This window comes from Bifidobacterium asteroides, assembly GCF_019469425.1.
Lineage (GTDB): Bacteria > Actinomycetota > Actinomycetes > Actinomycetales > Bifidobacteriaceae > Bombiscardovia > Bombiscardovia asteroides_I.
This window is the reverse complement of sequence record NZ_CP048272.1, coordinates 991,865-1,010,279: the sequence shown is the minus strand read 5'-3', so window position 1 is coordinate 1,010,279 and position 18,415 is coordinate 991,865. Positions and strand designations below refer to the sequence as shown.

Annotated in this window: 23 protein-coding genes; 18 read left to right on the top strand and 5 right to left on the bottom strand. The window is 62.0% G+C overall.

What is annotated here, in order from left to right; translation table 11 throughout:
• Position 1 precedes the first annotated feature (1 nt).
• The 18 genes from GYM67_RS03925 to GYM67_RS03840 all read left to right on the top strand — a co-directional run bounded on the left by GYM67_RS03925 (position 2) and on the right by GYM67_RS03840 (position 13,213).
• On the top strand, positions 2–250 hold the full coding sequence (locus GYM67_RS03925; protein WP_220237209.1) for a hypothetical protein: 249 nt from the start codon (positions 2–4) through the stop codon (positions 248–250).
• The gene (locus GYM67_RS03920) at positions 247–633 is read left to right on the top strand and encodes a hypothetical protein (protein ID WP_220237208.1); all 387 of its coding nucleotides are present in this window, start codon (positions 247–249) and stop codon (positions 631–633) included. The genes GYM67_RS03925 and GYM67_RS03920 overlap by 4 nt, the downstream gene beginning before the upstream one ends.
• A gap of 69 nt (positions 634–702) precedes the next feature.
• Positions 703–1,320 carry a phage tail tube protein gene (locus GYM67_RS03915; protein WP_198190716.1) on the top strand — a complete coding sequence of 206 codons (618 nt, stop codon included), beginning with the start codon at positions 703–705 and terminating at the stop codon, positions 1,318–1,320.
• A 116-nt stretch (positions 1,321–1,436) separates the two neighbouring features.
• Positions 1,437–1,823, top strand: coding sequence for a hypothetical protein (locus GYM67_RS03910; protein WP_198190715.1), 387 nt, complete (start codon positions 1,437–1,439; stop codon positions 1,821–1,823).
• Between the two features lie 74 nt (positions 1,824–1,897).
• The gene (locus GYM67_RS03905) at positions 1,898–2,203 is read left to right on the top strand and encodes a hypothetical protein (protein WP_198190714.1); all 306 of its coding nucleotides are present in this window, start codon (positions 1,898–1,900) and stop codon (positions 2,201–2,203) included.
• A gap of 182 nt (positions 2,204–2,385) precedes the next feature.
• On the top strand, positions 2,386–5,199 hold the full coding sequence (locus tag GYM67_RS03900) for a tape measure protein (protein WP_220237207.1): 2,814 nt from the start codon (positions 2,386–2,388) through the stop codon (positions 5,197–5,199).
• Positions 5,196–5,927, top strand: a complete 732-nt coding sequence (locus tag GYM67_RS03895; RefSeq protein ID WP_220237206.1) for a hypothetical protein — start codon at positions 5,196–5,198, stop codon at positions 5,925–5,927. Before GYM67_RS03900 ends, GYM67_RS03895 begins: the two co-directional genes overlap by 4 nt.
• A 4-nt stretch (positions 5,928–5,931) precedes the next feature.
• Complete coding sequence (locus GYM67_RS03890) at positions 5,932–7,056, top strand: hypothetical protein (RefSeq protein ID WP_220237205.1); 1,125 nt, start codon at positions 5,932–5,934, stop codon at positions 7,054–7,056.
• Between the two features lie 5 nt (positions 7,057–7,061).
• On the top strand, positions 7,062–7,607 hold the full coding sequence (locus tag GYM67_RS03885) for a hypothetical protein (RefSeq protein ID WP_220237204.1): 546 nt from the start codon (positions 7,062–7,064) through the stop codon (positions 7,605–7,607).
• A 9-nt stretch (positions 7,608–7,616) separates the two neighbouring features.
• Positions 7,617–7,973, top strand: coding sequence for a hypothetical protein (locus GYM67_RS03880; protein WP_220237203.1), 357 nt, complete (start codon positions 7,617–7,619; stop codon positions 7,971–7,973).
• A 75-nt stretch (positions 7,974–8,048) separates the two neighbouring features.
• The gene (locus GYM67_RS03875; RefSeq protein ID WP_220237202.1) at positions 8,049–9,338 is read left to right on the top strand and encodes an SGNH/GDSL hydrolase family protein; all 1,290 of its coding nucleotides are present in this window, start codon (positions 8,049–8,051) and stop codon (positions 9,336–9,338) included.
• A gap of 48 nt (positions 9,339–9,386) precedes the next feature.
• Entirely contained in the window at positions 9,387–9,785 is a 399-nt protein-coding gene (locus GYM67_RS03870) for a hypothetical protein (RefSeq protein ID WP_220237201.1), read from the top strand.
• Positions 9,782–9,922, top strand: a complete 141-nt coding sequence (locus GYM67_RS03865; RefSeq protein WP_220237200.1) for a hypothetical protein — start codon at positions 9,782–9,784, stop codon at positions 9,920–9,922. The genes GYM67_RS03870 and GYM67_RS03865 overlap by 4 nt, the downstream gene beginning before the upstream one ends.
• A gap of 81 nt (positions 9,923–10,003) precedes the next feature.
• On the top strand, positions 10,004–11,146 hold the full coding sequence (locus GYM67_RS03860; RefSeq protein WP_220237199.1) for a LysM peptidoglycan-binding domain-containing protein: 1,143 nt from the start codon (positions 10,004–10,006) through the stop codon (positions 11,144–11,146).
• A 9-nt stretch (positions 11,147–11,155) separates the two neighbouring features.
• The gene (locus tag GYM67_RS03855) at positions 11,156–11,446 is read left to right on the top strand and encodes a holin (protein WP_220237198.1); all 291 of its coding nucleotides are present in this window, start codon (positions 11,156–11,158) and stop codon (positions 11,444–11,446) included.
• 270 nt (positions 11,447–11,716) lie between these two features.
• A complete protein-coding gene (locus GYM67_RS03850) occupies positions 11,717–12,013 on the top strand; it encodes a holo-ACP synthase (protein ID WP_220237197.1) in 297 nt (98 codons plus the stop codon).
• Between the two features lie 742 nt (positions 12,014–12,755).
• Positions 12,756–12,941: an ADP-ribosylglycohydrolase family protein gene (locus GYM67_RS09240; protein ID WP_258561570.1), complete on the top strand. Its 186-nt coding sequence runs from the start codon at positions 12,756–12,758 to the stop codon at positions 12,939–12,941.
• The gene (locus GYM67_RS03840; RefSeq protein ID WP_220237196.1) at positions 12,938–13,213 is read left to right on the top strand and encodes a carbohydrate kinase family protein; all 276 of its coding nucleotides are present in this window, start codon (positions 12,938–12,940) and stop codon (positions 13,211–13,213) included. The genes GYM67_RS09240 and GYM67_RS03840 overlap by 4 nt, the downstream gene beginning before the upstream one ends.
• Positions 13,214–13,570: 357 nt before the next feature.
• On the opposite strand, the gene GYM67_RS03835 is transcribed toward GYM67_RS03840, so the two are convergent.
• From GYM67_RS03835 to glmU, 5 genes are all read right to left on the bottom strand, one after another.
• Positions 13,571–14,656 carry a glycerol dehydrogenase gene (locus GYM67_RS03835; RefSeq protein WP_220237195.1) on the bottom strand — a complete coding sequence of 362 codons (1,086 nt, stop codon included), beginning with the start codon at positions 14,654–14,656 and terminating at the stop codon, positions 13,571–13,573.
• 127 nt (positions 14,657–14,783) lie between these two features.
• Positions 14,784–15,680, bottom strand: a complete 897-nt coding sequence (locus GYM67_RS03830) for a hypothetical protein (protein WP_220237194.1) — start codon at positions 15,678–15,680, stop codon at positions 14,784–14,786.
• 95 nt (positions 15,681–15,775) lie between these two features.
• Positions 15,776–16,516, bottom strand: a complete 741-nt coding sequence (locus tag GYM67_RS03825) for a histidine phosphatase family protein (protein ID WP_220237193.1) — start codon at positions 16,514–16,516, stop codon at positions 15,776–15,778.
• A complete protein-coding gene (gene rsfS / locus GYM67_RS03820; protein WP_220237192.1) occupies positions 16,509–16,985 on the bottom strand; it encodes a ribosome silencing factor in 477 nt (158 codons plus the stop codon). Before rsfS ends, GYM67_RS03825 begins: the two co-directional genes overlap by 8 nt.
• Positions 16,986–17,026: 41 nt before the next feature.
• Positions 17,027–18,403, bottom strand: coding sequence for a bifunctional UDP-N-acetylglucosamine diphosphorylase/glucosamine-1-phosphate N-acetyltransferase GlmU (glmU, locus tag GYM67_RS03815; protein ID WP_258561595.1), 1,377 nt, complete (start codon positions 18,401–18,403; stop codon positions 17,027–17,029).
• Positions 18,404–18,415: the final 12 nt, after the last annotated feature.

Below are 18,415 nucleotides of genomic sequence, written 5' to 3'. Positions count from 1 at the left end.
CATGGCAAAGCGGTGCAAGTTCGTATTCAACCGGCAGGCGTTCAGCAACGAGGTCTTGAAAAGCCAACGGATCCAGCAGGTGGTGCACGAAGCCTGCGAGCGGGCCGTTGGCCACGATCCTCATGGACGCATCAGGGTCAGGGACCAGAGCGAGGGCAGGACCCGCAACGGCGTCACCCTAATCACCGACGGGCCCAACGAGACCAAGAACGGTGCCTTGACGCAGGCGCTCGGGCGGGTGCGCGTATGACGCCGCCAGCCCGTACCCCCAGGATTGAGGCCACGCTCCTGCCCTTTCTGCGAGCCTGCTTCCCCGGCGTACACTTCGGCAGCCTGCGCGACAAGGGCAATCCGCTTCTGGAGTGCGTTCTAGCCGGGGAGCCGCAGGGCATGGCCACACCCGTCAGCCAGTACGTGCGCCTGCGCCTGAGCGTCATCGCCCGCCGGGAGGACGGCACCGGCGACTTCGCCAAGGCACAGGACCTTGCCGCTGACATCATCCACGCCATCACAGCCGGCGGCCTGCCCTTCCCCATCGTGTCCGCAGCACCCTCCTCGGGCCCCATGCGGCAGGCGGACGGGCCGCTCATCTTCGCCTACGCGATTCTGCTTCTGCAGGTATCGACCACATAACCCGACAAACCGCATGCCGCCACATGCCTTCACCTCTACAACAGTCCAACCCGAAAGGCACATACGGCAATGACCAAGCCAGACACCTCCTACATCACCAGCGGCAACAACGCCGACCTCGTCAAGCTCATCAAGGACTACGCGCTCTTCCTGTTCAAGGACGGCGAGGAGTTCACCATGCCTGCAGACACGGCATGGCAGCCGCCCGAGGGCAAAAAGCCCGTCGGCTACAACTCCGAAGACGGCGCGACCCTGCACCCCGAGCCGGGCGACACCACCGACATCAAAGCCCACAACGGCGACATCGTGGTCTCCGAGACCGAGCCCGGATACTGGACCCTGCAGATCCCCGGCATCGAATGCAAACGCGACATGGCCGAGGCCTACTTCGGCGTGGCCGCCGACGAGCACGGCGCTTTCCATATCAGGGACGCCACCACCAACCAGCGCTACGGCTTCGTGCTGGCGGCCCTCGACCAGTACGCCAACCCCATCATCGTGTGTGGCGGCAAGGCCAAGGTCAGCGACCGCGACGACCTGACCCTGACTAACACCGACACCATCAAGTTCACGGTCACCCTGCAGATGGCGAAAGCCTCCGACGGCTACCAGTTCCACGCTTACGGACTGCTCTCCGACGAAGCATCGCCCGCCACCACGCCGAAGGCGGCCGCGAAAAAGGCCTGACATCCCAGGACACGCATACTTCCCTCCCCCGCTGGATGGCGGTCTCGCGGGGGTGGGAACCCTAACCCAGAACGGACCGCCCCACCACAACAACAATCAACATCCAGGAGACCGCCATGAGCGATAAGACCACCTACGCCGTAGTTGAACCCCAAATCGATGAGGACGAGCAGGAATACCCCCAGGTCCATCTGGAGGCCTTGGGACTGAAGTTCGACCTGCCCAACCTGAACAGCAAGGCCGGGCTGCCCTTGGAAATCATCCAGATGATCTTCATTATCAAAAGCAAGGTCGTCCTCTCGGAGGAAGAGCAGTACCAAGCCATGGCGGTTTTCCTGGCTTACTTCGAACAGATTCACCCCACCCTCTGGAACAAGCTACGCAGGTCCGACAACGCCATGGGGTGGCTGACCGGAATTGTAAAAGCCTGGGCAACGGAATCCGGCATCGACCCAAAAGCGCTTACCTCCTCATCCTCCACGGACAGCACCGAGGAGCATTAGACGCGGACTGGCAGCAGCGCTACCGCACGACCTGGCGACCAGTAAGCCTGCGCGCCTGGCTGAAAGCCCCGGCAATGAGCAAACCCAGCCCCAATATCGGCTTCGGCACTGCCTGGAGATTTACACGAGAAATACTGCGGAACCACACCAGCAGCAGCTATGCCGCACTCGCAGGATGGTCCTACATCCCCACGGGTGCCGAGATTGCCTTATGGGACCAGATGGAGCTTGAAGGCAGACTCAAACACAAAGGCTATCGCCCTTGGACCGACGCCAGGAACAACCTCTTCGCGCCGTCCCGCCAGGAAACCAGCCAGCAACACGCGGAAAGGCTCGCCCGACGCAAGCGTCTTCAGGACACCTTCCACATATCCGACTGACCCGACCGCCATCGGGACCGACCTAAGAACAAAGTAGGAGCAACCGATGGCACAGGACGTGGGAACCGTATACGTCCAGGTCGAGCCCTCCGGACGCGGCTTCGGGACGAAAAATCGAAGGCGACCTCGGCAATAGCATCGACAAAGCATCCACCCGTGGTTCAACAAGCCTTGTCGGCAAGATGGGGGATGCCTTCAACAAGATCGGCAAGACCGGGCTCGGGGTCATCGGCACCATCACCGGCGGCATAGCCGGCCTTGCAGCTAAGGGAGGCTTCGGCCGGGCGCTGGCCATCGAAAACGCGCAAGCCAAACTCAAAGGCCTAGGCCACTCCGCCGGCGACGTGACCGAAATTATGACCGACGCGCTCAACTCCGTCAAAGGCACCGCCTTCGGCCTGGGCGACGCCGCCACTGTCGCCGCCAGCCTGAGCGCATCAGGCATCAAATCCGGCAGCCAGATGACCCGCGTGCTCAAGACCGTGGCCGACACCGCCCAGATCTCCGGTCGCAGCCTCACCGACATCGGCACCATCTTCGGCTCCGTCGCCGCCCGCGGCAAACTCCAAGGCGACGACATGCTCCAGCTCATGTCCTCCGGCATCCCCGTCCTCCAACTCCTCGGTAAGCACCTGGGAAAGACAAGCTCACAGATCTCCGACATGGTCTCCTCCGGCAAGATCGACTTCCAGACCTTCGCCGACGCCATGGAGGAAGGCCTTGGAGGCGCAGCGCTCGCCGCCGGAAGCACCTTCCAGGGAGCGTTCGACAACATGCGTGCGGCCATGGGCCGGCTCGGTGAAGAGTTCGGCACTCCGGTCCTGAACGCGGCCCGCGACCTGCTAAACAAGCTCAACCCGGCCATCGACGCTGTCGCCAAACAGCTCAAACCATTCGCCGACATGTTCGGGGACAAGCTCGCGCCGGCTGTCAAACAGGCCGGCGACTGGCTGTCTGCGTTCACCGACAACCTCAACAACGGTAAGGAATCCATCGGCGACCTGGCCGGCAAAATTGCATCGCTGGCGGCCGGGTTCGGCGTGCTGGCCGGGGTTGGCGGCAACGTCAAGAACGTCAGCGAAGCCTTCGACAGGATCGGTCATGCCGGAGACAAAGGCATCAGCGACCTGCTGTACAAAGTGAAGGGCCTGCCGGACAATCTACAGGGTGCCATGGGCGGCCTGCAGCAGTTCAAGGGCTACTTCAACAAGGATCTGCGTGAGGCGATGGCCGTCGACGGCGACCCGTTCGCCAATGCCTTGAACCGCATAGGCAAAGGCGTGGACGGCCTGACCACCCCTTTCAGGAACATGGGCTCCAAGCTGGCCGACACCAACATCGGCGGGAAGATCGCGGGACTGGGCTCCTCACTAGGAGCAGGCTTCGGCAGGCTGACCAGCGTGGCGGACATGCACTTCCAGGTCTTCTCCACCCGTATGAGCCAGGGCCTCTCGTCGGCTTTCGACAAGCTCGGGGACAGCAAAATCGGCTCAGCCTTCACACGCATAGGAGCCGGCATCAAAGGGGCGTTCGCCCCCTTGGCTTCGAACATGAGCAATCTGTTCGGCGGGCTCGGCGACATCATAGGAGGCCCGCTGCAGGCAGGCCTTGGCAAGGTCGGCAGCCTGGTCCGCGGATTCTTCGCCCCAGGCAACTTCCTGAAGTTTTTCGGCATCGGCGCGCTCGCCTCGGCCCTGGTCGCCGGAATCGGCCTGCTCAGCCAGGGCATGGATGGCGGATTGGCCGCCATGATCAACGACATCGCAGGGAAGGCCCCGGCGATGATCGGCGAGATCACCGCGAAGGTGTTAGCTGCCCTGCCGGGGATCATGGCATCGGGAACCCAGGTGATAGTCAGCCTGATGGACGGCATCACCGCCGCCGCCCCCTCGCTCATAGCAGGTGCCGCGCAAATCATAGCCTCCTTGGTGCAGGGGCTGGCCCAGAACCTGCCGCAGATCGTCCCGGTCGCTCTGAACATGGTGATGACGCTCATCACTGCCCTGGTGCAGCAACTACCGCTGATCATGTCGGCAGGCATGCAGTTGCTGAGCGGAATCATCCAAGGACTGGTGGCCGCACTGCCCCAGCTGGCCGCGCAGATACCCATGCTCATCACTACGTTCCTCACGGCTCTGACCTCGATGCTACCCCTCATATTGACCGGCGGCATGGATATCCTGCTCGGCCTGATCCAGGGACTGGTGGCCGCACTGCCCCAATTAACGGCCCAGATACCCATCATCCTCACTGCAATCATCACGACGTTGACCCAGAACCTGCCCCAGATCATTCAAATGGGAACGCAGTTGCTTCTTTCCCTGATTGGCGGACTTGTTAACGCCCTACCGCAGCTGGCAGCCCAAATACCAGTGATTATCGCCAATATCGTCAATACGTTGGCCCAGAACTTACCTCAAATCATTGAGGCAGGCATCCAAATAATCATTGCTCTGGCCAGCGGCCTGCTCCAGGCAATCCCCAAACTGCTAGCGGCCCTGCCAAAAATCATCAGCGGCATTAAAGACGGTTTCGGCAAAGTAAATTGGGGGGAAGTCGGCATGAACATCATCAAAGGAATTGCCGAAGGACTCGCTGGAGCCGCTAGCCAGCTAGCACAAGCAGCCGCCAATGCCGCCGGCAACGCGCTCAACTGGGTCAAGGATAAACTCGGCATCCACTCGCCTTCGCGCGTTTTCCGCGACCAGGTAGGCGTCATGGTCGGCCGGGGCATGGCCCTGGGCATCACCGACAGCGAACCCACCGTCGCCCGCAGCATGCGCCGGCTCACCGACGGCCTCACCCTCGACGGCAGCTCCTTCGGCCTACCCGCGTCGAATGCCTCACTGACTGGCTTCCAGCGCCCTGCCCAAGGCCAAACGGCCGGTGCCAGCGTGAATGTGGCGATTGACGCGCGTGGATCCGATCCGAACGTGCTGTTTGCCATGTTCGACACCAGGGCCGAATCAGCCGTAAACAGATGGGGTGAGCGATGAGGATCCAGCTCGTCAGCGACCATGACACATTGACTCTGACCGACGACAGGCTCGACCGGATGGGAGACGCATGGATCAGGAAGGACGGGGTTGATGGCCTGTACGGCGCGACCAAGCCTCGTGAGACCGGACAAGCCATACCGCAGCAGGATGGGTCGTACTGGCCGGTCAGGCTGACCGCGGAGTCGCGCACGGTCACAATCCGTTGCGTCACGTCCACGCAATCCACGCTCGCCCTATCCGTGCTGGTGGACCGGATCAACGCGATGGCCTGCCGCCCGCTCACTCTTGTGGTCGATGACGCTTCCGGCCGAAGGGAGATGAGCGGCTGGCTGGCCGACGACCCGGCCCAAAGCATGTTGGCGAGTTTGCGCTCCATGACCTTCAGCCTCATCATCTACTGCCCGGACCCCCTCAAATATGGCCCCCGCATATGGTTCGAAGCTACCCATGCGCTCGCACGGGTGGAGAACGCCGGCAACGCCCCCACCTGGCCGTCCGTGCGCGCCGAAGGCGCACAAACCCTTACGCTCACTCTGGACGGCCACACGGTCCGCTGGCGCGGCGACGGGGGCCGCCTGGATCTGGACTTCACGGACATGGTTCCCTCGCAGGGGGTAATCGAATACGACGACGCCTTCCGCATTCCGCCAGGCATCAGCGACATCAGCGTGCAAGCACAGAATGGCGGCCAAGTAGGCGTGTCCCTTCGGCCGGCTTGGAGGTGAGCAGATGGCAGACGCACCTCTGACGCTCCACGCCTACTCGGCCCGCACGGGCAAGCACCTAGGGCGGCTCCCGTATACGTCCTGCAGCTGGTCGGACTCAATCTCGGAGCCCGGACAGATGCAGGCCGAGGTGGCCATGGGCTCGGCCAGCGCCGCTCTCCGCCGCCTCGACCCGTACGAGCTGCTGCGCCCCTGGAGGACAATCCTGGCGGTGCAGCGCACACCCGCCGAAGTCAAGCACGCCGGCGTAATCACCTCACGCAAGTGGGACCCCGCTACCCGCACGTTGTCCATCAGCGCAGGAGGCGGATGGACGCTGCTGGGTAAGCGGCTGGTCCTCGACCACGCGCTGGACACGGCCTTCCACGACGGCGACGTGCTCGTGGACGAGGACCATCCGGCCGGGCACTGGGCGCTCACTTTCGACGGGTCCTACCGCGACATCGCTGTAGGGCTCCTCAGAGAGTCAATGACATGGGGCGGCCTGCCGATTAGTCTGCCCGACCGGCAGGGCGGCGACCACACACGCACCTACTACGGATGGGACCTGGCTACCGTCGCTGATCGTATCTCCGATCTTGCTGACCTGCTTGACGGCGATGAGATACGCTTCAACCCCCAAGTGGACTCATCAGGCCGCCTGACCTTCGCCTTCGAATCTGCCCCTGAGCTGGCCGACCATCATTGGCGGTGGACCGCATCGGTGCCCGGCCAGCGAGTGCGTCTGACTGGCTACCAGGAGGATGGGTCCGGCATGTGCTCGGACGTGTGGGCCGTGGGCGGCAAGAACGCCGACAAGACCGTCATGGCTCGCGCCGCACGCGACGATCTGACCGAACACGGCTGGCCTGTCCTGCAGGCCAAGAACAGCGAGCACACCACGGTCTCCGAACTAGCAACCCTGAAACACTGCGCCGCGGCGCAGGCTTGGTACGGGGCCGGCATGTCCGAGACCATCGGACTGTCAGTGGGCGAGGAATATGACGTGCACGTGGGCGATTGGGCTGACCTCCGCGTAGAGGACGACTTCCTGGGCGACCGTAGGCTCGCTTTGAAGATCACTGATGTGAAGGGCTCCTCCGATAGCGACTGGCTCGACCTGCAAGCACGACCGCGGGCTGAAAGGTGAATGGCATGGGCAGATACCAACCAGGTGGCCTCGACGGATTCCTCTCATGCGACCGCCGCGACCGCAGGAAGGAACGCGAAAAGAACGAGGCGAACCGACCGACGGCCACAGAAATCGGTCAAGTGACCATCAAACTTGCCAAACTGACCAAGCAGCTAGCTTTGCAACAGGAGCAGATCCGACGGGCTACTCCCACAGTAACTGTGGTGTCCGGCTCATCCCTTGGTGGGCAACTGGGGGCAGACTGGATGTCGCTCATATCCCTGTCAGCGGCACGTGACACGTCATATCAGAAGGGGCGCGCACTGGTGCTTATTTCGGTCAGCGCAGTCAAAGACGGGGATGGCATACCCCTGTTGGAGTGTTTGGTGGGCGGCTCCCGAATAACGAGTTTCCCAGGCTCCACAGGCATAGGAGACAGTTTTGGCGGCACCGGGGCCACGATGATCACCAGCAACCAGCGAGTGGAGCTGCGCGGCAAATCGACAGTGGAATCGCCATCACCAGTCGGGGACGTGCACATGAGCGTGACGGTTGTCAGCATAGCGTGAAAGGAGGCCATGATGGCTGAAGGGGTTTTGGCCGAGCGTGTGGGCCGGCAGGATATCCTGCTGCTTCGTGGGGTGACGAACCGGATAGGTGTGAGGTGGGAGCGCGACCAGGGCGAGGGTTTCGCGCCGGTGGACTTGGTGGATTGGCAGTGCTTGTTCGAGCTGCTGGCCCCGGATGGCGGAGTGTGGTATTCACGCTCATGCGACGCGCACGGCCCTGATGGGCTGGCCGTCGCCTATGTGCCGCCTGAAGCTTTCACGGAGGTCGTGTGGAGCGGTCGGCGCACCGGCTCTTGGAGGATCACCGCTAGCAGGTCCGGCGTCGTGGAGGTCCTGGGCTGGGGCCGCTGGGCGTTACTTGATTAGCACCATGCCCCCAGTCCTGCCGATGATGACGCTGATAGGCGTCACGGTCTTTCTCGCTGCAAACCATTCAGAAGCGTGGTGGCTCCCATCGGTGGCCGCCTCCGCTTTCACTTCCGGATCATCCCGGCTGCGGGCTCTGCGTTGTTGTCCTGGCTCATGTTGGTTCTGTTGTTTGTTGTGGTGTTCCCGGTTATCTATCGTATGGAGGTTTTGATGGTCGACCAGATTGTTGATAGGAAGACGGTGGCGATCCCGGGCCCGGTGGGCGATATCACGCCCCAGGCCAGGCAGGCGCGCGATGAGGCTGAACGGGCCAGCGAGGCCGCGAGAACGAGCGAGAAGCAAGCCAGAGCATACGCCCAGCAGGCTGGAGAGCGTTCCGACACAGCAACCGCGAAGCTCATCGGCGATGACGCTTCGAAAACACGGACCGCATTGGATTCCTGGTATGGCGATCTTCTCGCGCGCCGTTCGATCCTGGTGTCCGTAGGGGACTCGTACATGGCCGGCTTCCGCACCTCGAATCCCGCCATGAGCAGCATGGCGCGCCGGTGCGCTGACGCGCTGGGCCTCGAATGCCGCAATTATGCGGTCGCGGGATCAGGCATGCTCGGTGGAACAGGAGACCGCTTCAAAGTACAGCTGGACCACGCGGCTTCCGCTCTCGCAGCCGATCTGGGACGCGTTTCGGTCGTTTTGATCGGTGGAGGGCGCAACGACGGGAGCGTCGCCTCCCAAGCCGGCTATCAGGAGGCCGTCCGATCCACGTTGCAGCATGCGGTGGATCTGTTCCCTGGCGCACATGTGGTGTTCGTGCCGGCTATGTGGGATGCGTCGTGGCCCAGCAACGATCTGCGCCACGTGTATGCCAAGGCCATGGAGGCCGCGGTTTTGGTCCCAGCCGTCCAGGCCGTTCGGGGGGCATGGTCCTGGGGGATCGCTGATCCGGGATATATGGACATCCATCCCGGCGACGAGCTGTCCGGCATATTCGGCCAGCTGATGGCGTCGGCAATACTGCACGGAGGGGACACGGTCTGGCGCGATCGCGAGCTGGCCCTGACCGCCGGCGGATCCAACGTGGAGCAGTTCGGAGGAACGGCTGTGCTGTCCCACGGCGTCTTGCATGCGCGCATCCGCGCGAATCGTCCGCAAGCGCAGGGTGCCAACCTGATCTGCCGGATCGAGCATGCGGCCACGCTGGGCGTGTGGACCACGTTCGTGGGCCTGACAGACGACAACCTTGTATGGCAAGGCAAGTTCGACGGACGCGACTTCAGCCGCATCGGCGACATCTTCGGCGCGTCCGGCGACCACAAGAACTACAACGCCCAAATCGTCTACCATCCACTGGTCACCGTGTGAGCCCAGCCAGCCGACCGGGTCAGGCCGGCAGGCACGGTAGGAGGAAACATGCTTGAGCACTTGACCGGCGGCCTGATCTCCGACGGCGTGTTCCTCGCCCTGGTGGGGCTGGTTGTTAACCTCTGGCCGACAAGCGCGCGCCACCTGGCCACATGGCTGTACTCACGGATCGACCCCGATCAATTGCCCTACGGATCCGCTATGGGCAAGCACTGGCACGAGATCCAAGAGCTGCGCGCCCAAGTCGACCGCGTCCAAGACCAGCTGCGGGAGATCCGCAAGGACACTATAAAAAACACGCTAATCGGCCTCATGGAGCAGCCCGGCGACCAAAGCGCCAAAGTGCGCTACGAGCTCAGCAAGCTCGAAGCCCTCCACGCCTCCTGCTGGGTCATGCAGGAAGCCGAATCGTACCTCGCCCAACACCACCAGAAGAGACAGCCATGAAACCATCCGCATTCCTCGCCATCCTCGCCTGCATCGCGGCGGCAGGACTCGCCACCCTAGGCCTCAGCCTTCTGCTGGCCTCGCTCCTGCGCGACCTGCTGCCCATCATGCTGTTCATTCTCGTCCTGGCCAGCTAGCCAGGCGCGAACCACAACCATGGCCGTCCCATCGTGGGGCGGCTTTTTTCATGCCCGGAAACGGGCGGAGAGGGGCCGGTCATGGCTCTTAATGGCATAGATATCTCCAGCTGGCAGTCTGGCATCGATGTGAGCTCGGTGCCAGCTGAATTCATCATCGCCAAAGCGACCGAGGGCACTGGGTACGTCAACCCGGACTGCGCCCGCGCCGTCGACCAGGCTTTGGACTGCGGCAAGCTCGCTGGCGTATACATGTACGTCCGCGGCTCCGGCGCTCAGGCCGAGGCCAAGTTCTTCGTTGACCAGGTCCGTGGATGGCTGCACAAGGCCGTTCTGGCGGTCGATTGGGAGTCGGGCTCCAATAACGCTTGGGGCAATGTGGGCTATCTGGACGCGGTCGTGGCGGAAATCATCCGTCTGACCGGCATCAAGCCGCTCATCTACGCGTCAGCGTCCGTGTACGGCCAAATCGCCCAGGTCGGCCAGAGCCACGATTGCGGCCTGTGGGTCGCCCAGTACGCATCAATGGATGGCACCGGCTACCAGGACGCCCCGTGGAACGAGAACGCGTACGGGTGCACCATCCGCCAGTACTCCTCCAACGGCCGGCTAAGCGGGTACAACGGACCGCTGGATCTCAACAAGTTCTATGGCTCCCGCGAGGACTGGCTGGCGTATGCGGCCTTCGATGGCTCCCAGCAGCCAGCGCCCAACATCACCGTTCCAGTAGCGCCTGACACCAATGTTTCTGGTGGCGACACCTACACCGTGCAATCCGGCGACACTCTTTCGGGCATCGCCTCGGCGTACGGCACTTCCTGGCAGCATTTGGTAGAAATCAACAGAATCGCCGACGCCAACAGGATTTACCCGGGCCAGGTGCTGCGCATCGATTCCGCGGCCCCGGCGGCCGCTGCACCAGCTGGCTCCTACACGGTGCAGCCTGGTGACAACCTGAGCTCCATCGCGTTCCGCTACGGCACTTCGGTCCAGGCCATCGCATCGGCCAACGGCATCGCCAACCCCGACCTCATCTACCCCGGCCAGGTGCTGTCGCTCGGAGGTGGCGCAGCCCAGGACAGCGGACACTCGTACACCGTGCAATCTGGCGACACCCTTTCGGGCATCGCCCAATCCCTGGGCACTTCCGTCCAAGCATTGGCGTCGGCCAACGGCATCGCCAACCCCGACCTGATTTACCCAGGACAGACCATCAATTACTAGGAGACAACAATGACAGATCAAAATACGCTACCGCAGCACGCGGCCGCCAACCCGCCCGAGCCGCCAGCGGGCTCGTCTCTGAAGGATTGGGTGAAGGCGGCCCTGGTGCGCGCTGCCAAGACCGGAGCACAGGCCGCCATGGCCGCCATCCCCGTCAGCGCAGCCACAATCGGCGCAGTGGACTGGCCCATGGTGGCCGGCACCGCGGCCCTCGCCTCCGTCATCAGCCTACTCACTTCCATCGCCGGAGTCCCCGAGGTCGACTCCGGGGCCAGCGTCCGGCGGATTGCCGGCAAGTAAACCCCACCACGTACAAGCGCCCCCGCCTCCGGCAGAACGGAGAACGGGGGCGCTTTTCTGCTTTCCGCGGTGTGGGTTATCATCTGGCTAAGAAACCCTGTAGAATCATCCCAGCATGGGCCGGGGCACATATGGTAGAGGAAGCACACGGACGAGGCAAAATCGTAGTATTCGAATATGCAGGATCTGGTCCAGGCCCCGGAGGCCATGATGTCACAGTCGAACACGTCCGCGTCCCGGCATAGGGCAACGAAGGCGTGCCCCACACCCATGACCCATTACGATGACACCCAGGACGTAAGCATGCGCCCCCGCGGCTACAACCCTGCAGACCAGGACACGGTCATCGCACGCCACCTGCAGATCAAGGCCACCATGGAACGCCATAAGGACGCGCTACTCGACAAGCTCCAAGACCCCACTCTCACACCGGAGGAACGCTCGCGAATCGAGGCGGCCAAGAATGAAGTCAGGCAGGACATCTCGGCGATCAGGGTATGGGGGAGCACAGAGGACTACGAGCGGATGCGACGCAAGTACGACAGGACGAAACACCGGCAATTTTGAGCGCACTTTGAGCGCAACCTGCCTAATTTAACTATTCCAACTGTCCAAGATGGCATACGAAAAAAGCCAACGAAAGTCAATCAGGAGTAGGTCTCACCGTCCCATACTTACTCCCGCTTGATTCTCCGGTTTTGCCTATTTTAGGGTTCGAATCCCCCTAGCTCCACAGATAGAATCCCGAGGTCATCTCGGGATTCTTTTTTATATCAAACACCTCTGCAACCGCGAGAGCCTGGACTAAGATACAGAGCCAAACTCAGTTACGGTATCAACGGACAATCTCAGCCATTAGCCGTCCATACTTTATTGAACCCATACCTTGATCAAGTACTTGATCCTAACTTGTCTGCATTGTTTTTATCTTCCTCTTCATAGGGTGGAACTCGCTCAGATTCCCCTCTTCGTTGCCAGCCGTGCCTGCTCCATCTGTCGCGTCGACAATGTTCCAAGGACCTACAATGATCCTGATGAATAATTTCGCAATCTATCTGCAGACAGATTGATGGACTTATGGCAACGACCCCGGAGGCTTGCGCAACAATGGCCAGAACTGAAAAGGGCGCTCTGGGCGCACTCACTGGGTCGTCCTTGGGGGACGCTGGACATGTAGCTCCCGGTATGCCAGCGGGATCCGCGACCGATGACAGCGAGCAGGCACTGATTGTGGCGGAACTGATCATCGAGGGCAAGACACATCGAGCCCAAAGAGTTCGTCAAGCGCCTTCTGACCTGGGAGGACGACATGAAGTCGCGCGGATCGCTCGACTTGCTCGGGCCCTCGATGAAACTGGCCCTGGAACAGGTTCGCCGCGGGGCAGACACCATGACCACGGGAAGGACCGGCACTGCTAACGGGGCCGCCATGCGAGTCGCCCCGGTAGGAATAGCCAACAGGCCCGAGTACCGGAGGGCACCTGCGAAAGCATGAACCCGGTTTCCGGCGATGTCATCTGCCTAAGCGGGTATTCATTCTGCCGCAAGGACAACACCCGGAACCTGGTCGGATTCGCACGTATACGCCAGGGCGAAGCATTTCCGGTTCTCTTCGATGTGGGACCCATGGTGGCCGATATTGAGCTGGATGTGCTGCAAACGGTCAACGGACTGCATCCGATCTGGTCGCTGAATGAATGCGATGGACCAATTCTGGCGGGACGTCTGGGGTGCCAACCCGACGTTCGTGATGAAACCGGACTGTAATGCATCTGCCGTTCACTCTCGCTGGAACTGCATAATCCGGTGGTTCTCAGGGCCGGTGCCCTTGGTGCCTGTTACTGCCAGACCAGGGATGCAGGGCTGAGCCAGTACATTCCCACCCCTCAGGGTCCACGCCAGAGACACCAATGGTGCCGGCGATGCCCATTCGGGCGCCCTCTGCGCAGGAGCGCTTTCCGCTGCACAGCCAGGTCCAGCTACCTGTCCGGATGAAAAAGCCATACGAAAGGCTCCTGCCCGTCTGCAAGGGTGACCACCATAAAACCAGGCAAGGGCCAAGCGGCCACCGACTTCATGCTGGCTGCCGCTTGGCCCTTCAGAGGGAGGGCTGAGAAAGAGGACTCAGAACTGTTTGCCCAGCTGATCGGCTGCACGCAGGGCGTGAGCCACATCGGTGGGGGTCACTTCAAAGGGCATGTTACCCATGGTCTCGTCAGGACCGCAGGCATGTTCGCCAACCTTGAGCAGATCCTCATCGCTGGCCTGTCCGATGCCGATCTGCTCCAGGGAGGTGGGCAGGCCCACGCTGCGGAAGAAGTCGTAGACCCTGCGTGTCTCCTCCAGGGGACGATCCTCAAGAACCAGCTGGGCCAAGGTGCCGAAGGCCACCTTTTCACCATGCAGCATGGAGTGGGTGCCATCCAGGACGGTCATCCCGTCATGGATGGCATGGGCAGCAGCCAGGCCGGAGCTTTCGAAGCCTAGTCCACTCAGCAAGGTGTTGGCTTCGATGATCTTCTCCAGGGCGGCTGTGCGCACACCGGCCTTGGCAGCGGCTACGGCCTTGACCCCATCCTCCAACAGGGTGTCACGGCAGAGGCGGGCCAGTGCGAAGGCGGCCATGGTGGCGTGGCCTCCGGTCATGGTCACGGCGTTCGACTGCACGCAGGCTGCTGCCTCATAGTAGGTGGCAAAAGCATCGCCCAGTCCTGATACCAGGAAGCGCACCGGAGCCTTAGCGATGATATCGGTATCCATAAGGACCACGTTGGGGTTGGCAGGCAGGGGCAGGTAACGGTCAAAGACACCCTCAGGCGTGTATAGCACGGACAGTCTGGAGCAGGGGGCATCCGAGGAGGCAGCTGTGGGCACAATCATGACCGGCAGGTGGGCAAAGTGGGCCACGGCCTTGGCGGTGTCCAAGGTCTTGCCGCCGCCGATGCCGATCACCGCGTCGCTGCCGCCCAAATGGGCACGATGGCGGTCGATCTCCTCCATGGAGCACTCGCCGCCGAATTTCATGAGTTCATAGGGGATCCCATCGTGCTCAAAGGAGGTAACAATGTCATCGTGGTAGAGCCCGTCAATGACCGGATCGACGATCAGATGGGCGCCCTTGGTGCCCAGAGCCGCGTATTCCCCAGCCAGCTTTCCCATGGCGCCCTCCTGCTGGACATAGGAGCCTGGAGAGCACAGAACCTTGCGCATATACACACCTTTCTCATTGCTGATCCCGCCTTAGGGACCTGGTCCTTAGTGACGAGCACCTTGCCCGTCAGAAAGTGACACTGGTCACATTATATGGCGGGATGGGTGTGCCGCGCCGACCGACAAGTCAGTTATAGGGAGATGGACTGGTCGTGCCCGTCGGTGACGACAGTGGCGTAGGAGCCGTGCTTGAGGGGCTGGGGGTGGAGCCGGTCGCATCGGCAGACGGCGAAGGCGAGCCCGTGGGGTTCCCTCCCTGCTGCTGACCCTGCCCGGATCCCTCTTCGCTGCCTTGATTCTGATTCGTCCCAGGGTGCTGATTCTGGGGGGCACCCGTGGTCGCCTGATACTCAGGCTCCTCGGTGCGCCGCGCGGGCTTGGAGGGAGTCTCCTCCTGGCTGGGGCTTACCTCCTGGCTGGTCGGTGGGCTGACCACGTTGCGAACCACCTTGTCGGTGCCTTCGCCCTTGGTCAGGGCATTGATGGCTAGGGCGGACAGCAGTACGGCCACCAAGGCGCTGACCACGGAGACGATGATGACGTTGCGGCGGCGCTGATCCAGCTTCTTCTTGCTGTTTGTCGTAATGGAGGCCGCATGGGTCCGTGGACCATTGCTGGATGAGATGGTTCTGCCTGTCTTGGCTGACGACTTTTCGTCACCGACAGGGGGCATGACCTGGGTGGATCCATCGGCAGCATCGCTGGATTTGTCCGAATGACCCTTACCCTGGGCCGGCAACGTCGTGGTCTGCCCATCCGCGACTGAATCGGCATTCGAATCAGCTTTCGAGTCGTCATCGCCCTGGTCAGCACCGCCGACCACGGACTCCTGCAACTTCTGGCCAGAGGCTTCCAAAACATTCTTGTAGATCTGCGAGGCCACGGCAGAGACGATGGAACCTATGGCTACGCCGATAATGGATCCCGCCACGCCGATCTTGGCGGCCAGCCAAAAGGAGGTCATGGCGGCAAGAGCACCGGCAATGATCTGCGCCCAGGAAATGTCATGAAAGAACTGCTTCACTCCGACCTCTTTTGATCCAACGGCTGGTTGCTGCGCTCTTATGGTAGCTGGTGGTCATGGCGATACTGTGATGGTCGGCCGACCGCCCAGGAACCTCAGTCGGTCTGGACCAGCCCCCGGGGATTGTCCCAGTCCCCACGCATGGCGATGGCCGGACCGCGATTGTAATCGATCATTGACCAGCGCAGACCGCCGTCTGGCAGGTCTCGCGGCATCAATCGGGCCCAGTGGGCGTTGCGCATGGTGACCAGGCCCAGGTATTCAGGATATGCGCTGGCCATACCCAATAGGGCCTGAAGGGCCTCGGCAATAAAGGACCCATGGGAGAAGACCATGAGATCGGTGTCCGGACCAGCCCGGTGGATCCATCGGTTCAGGGTTTCCAAGCCTCGTTTGCCCACCTGGGCCTTGGTCTCGGCACCGTGGAGCAACTCTCCCCCAGCACCTCGGGACCAGGATTCGTAATCCTCTGGCCAGCGTTGACGAACCTCCTCGGCACTGGCTCCCTCCCATTCCCCGAAACCGCGTTCACGCAGCCCGGGATCAAAATGGACCGTCTGGCCCAAAGGGTCGGCAAAGGCATGAGCGGTTGCGGCAGCCCGACCCAGGTCAGAGGAGACCACCAGCAGTTGACGGTCTTGGGGTGCGCCGTCCACGTATTCAGCGCGAAGCTCCTCGGCTGTCCTCTCCGCCTGCCAGCGGCCAACGCTGTTGAGGGGGATGTCGATTTGACCCTGCATCCGATGCCCTGCATTGTATGAGGTCTGCCCATGGCGAACCACGGTCATGGAGCGTACATGCCGTCCATCCTCAACGGCGGTAGCCGAATCAGTCATGGCTTTCCTCAGGATCAGCGAAACGGCTGCGCAGATCATCCGCGTTCAGATCATCCGCCTTGGAGGCCAGCTGGCCGTCCGGGTCATCATCAGCAAGGGTGAGGGGGTGCTCCAGCTGTAGGTCCACCTGGGGACAGTCCTTCCAGAGCCGTTCCAGGTCGTAGTAAGCCCGGGCCTGTTTGTGCATGATGTGGATGACGAAGTCACCGTAGTCCAACAGAACCCACTGGGCCTCCTGGACGCCCTCCCGCGAGCGCGGATCCAGGTTCTTCTGCAGGTGGAGCTGCTTCTCCACCTCCTCGGCGATGGCCAGGACCTGACGTTCGTTGCTGCCGGTGGCCACCATGAAGATGTCGGTGATGGCGATGGGCTGGGAGACGTCGAAGGCCATGATGTCCATGGCCTTGACATCATTGGCAGCCCGAGCGGCCACCCGGACCGCGTCAATGGATTCCTGCAATGCTGGCACTTGTCACGCCTTTCCTTCTTGTGAAACAGATGCTGTCATGGTTACCGCTCCCAAGCGGGCTTCCATTCCGGAACCTGATGCTGGTCATTGGTGGAATAGACCATGGCCCCGTCCTCAACCGGATGGCGGATGACCGATCCTGCTCCGGTGGTGACTCCGTCGCCCACCTGGACAGGTGCTACGAAGAGGTTTCCCGCGCCCACATGCACTTCCGACCCGATCTCAGTGCGGTTCTTGTGCACGCCGTCGTAGTTGGCCGTGATGGATCCGCCTCCTAGGTTGCTGTCGTGACCTATATGAGCATCCCCCACATAGGAAAGGTGAGGCACCTTGGTCCCGTGGTCGATGGTGGCCTTCTTCATCTCCACGAAAGCCCCGGCCTTAGTGTCCTCAGCAAGGACGTTGCCAGCCCGCAGATAGGTCCATGGACCAATATTCGCCCGAGCTCCGATCCGGGTTTCCTGCACACGGGAACGTTCCACCTTGGCCTGCGGCTCGACAATGGCGTCAATCAGGGTGGTATAGGGCCCGATGACCGCATCCGAGGCGACCTCGGTATGACCCTGCAGGAAGCAGCCGGGCATGATGACGGCATCCTGCTGGATAACCACATCGTCCTCGATCCAGGTGGTGGACGGATCCAGGATGGTCACCCCCTGGCGCATGAACTCTTGGCAGACCCGCAGGTTGTGAGCCTTGGCCAGATCAGCCAACTGGATCCTGTCGTTGACGCCTTCGACCTTGAGCGGATCAGGCGCAGCGAAAGCCCCGACCCTGCCTAGGCGGCGTGCCGTCTCTAGGGCATCGGTCAGATAGAACTCCCCCTGGGCGTTGCTGTCATCCAGGCCGCGGACCGCCTGTCGCAGCAGGTCCGCCTCGAAGACGTAAACGGAGGTGTTGACCTCCGTGACGGCCAGCTCTGTACCGGTGGCGTCCCGCTGTTCGACGATGCGCAAGACCCGTCCATCCTGGTCACGGATGATGCGGCCGTATCCAGTGGGGTCATCCAGGTTGACCGTCAGCACCGTAGCCCCGTCGCCGGAGCTGACATGGTTGTCGAGCAGGCTGTGCAGTGTGTCCGCATCAAGCAGGGGCATGTCTGAGGCGACGATCAGCACCTGGCCGTCGTGCCGGAGCTCCCCATCCAGCTGGTCTACGGCGCACTGGACCGCACGTCCCGTGCCCGGTCGGCTGTCCTGACGTACGATGCGCACCTGGGGATCGTAGGACCGTGCGGCCTGCGCCACCAGGTCGGCCTGATGATGAACCACCACGGCCGTCAAACCTGGATTCAGGGCAGTCACCGAAGTCATGACCCTCTGCAGGAAGGTCTTGCCAGCCAAGGTATGCAGGACCTTGGGGTGGGCGGAGCGCATGCGAGTGCCCTCGCCCGCGGCCAGAATGATGCCAGCGGTCAGCGTCTGCCCGCC